General features: G+C 51.2%; 5 tRNA genes. All 5 read right to left on the bottom strand.

The features are described from left to right. Positions 1 to 9: 9 nt before the first annotated feature. The 5 genes from A500_RS19160 to A500_RS19140 all read right to left on the bottom strand — a co-directional run bounded on the left by A500_RS19160 (position 10) and on the right by A500_RS19140 (position 447). A tRNA-Thr gene (locus tag A500_RS19160) sits at positions 10 to 84 on the bottom strand. A gap of 25 nt (positions 85 to 109) precedes the next feature. Continuing rightward, positions 110 to 186: transfer RNA gene (locus tag A500_RS19155), tRNA-Asp, on the bottom strand. 5 nt (positions 187 to 191) lie between these two features. Beyond that, positions 192 to 267, bottom strand: a tRNA-Val gene (locus A500_RS19150). 4 nt (positions 268 to 271) lie between these two features. After that, positions 272 to 346 (bottom strand) — tRNA-Glu (locus tag A500_RS19145). Between the two features lie 24 nt (positions 347 to 370). Continuing rightward, positions 371 to 447, bottom strand: a tRNA-Asp gene (locus A500_RS19140). Positions 448 to 480: the final 33 nt, after the last annotated feature.

Genomic DNA, 480 nt, shown 5'->3' with positions numbered 1-480 from the left:
ATATAAAATTGGAGCTGGCAATAGGAATCGAACCTACAACCTGCTGATTACAAGTCAGCTGCTCTACCGTTGAGCCATGCCAGCACATAACATAATTCTTCACTTAAAGTGGCGACTCAGAAGGGGCTCGAACCCTCGACCTCCGGCGTGACAGGCCGGCACTCTAACCAACTGAGCTACTGAGCCAAATATGGTGGAAACAACAGGGATCGAACCTGTGACCCTCTGCTTGTAAGGCAGATGCTCTCCCAGCTGAGCTATGCTTCCATGCTGGTGACTCCTAGGGGAATCGAACCCCTGTTACCACCGTGAAAGGGTGGTGTCTTGACCGCTTGACCAAGGAGCCATATAAATTTTTATCACTTTAAAGTGGCGACTCAGAAGGGGCTCGAACCCTCGACCTCCGGCGTGACAGGCCGGCACTCTAACCAACTGAGCTACTGAGCCAAATATGGTGGAAACAACAGGGATCGAACCTGT

Source organism: Clostridium sartagoforme AAU1, from assembly GCF_000401215.1.
GTDB lineage: Bacteria > Bacillota > Clostridia > Clostridiales > Clostridiaceae > Clostridium > Clostridium sartagoforme.
This window is presented reverse-complemented; position numbering and strand designations above follow the sequence as displayed.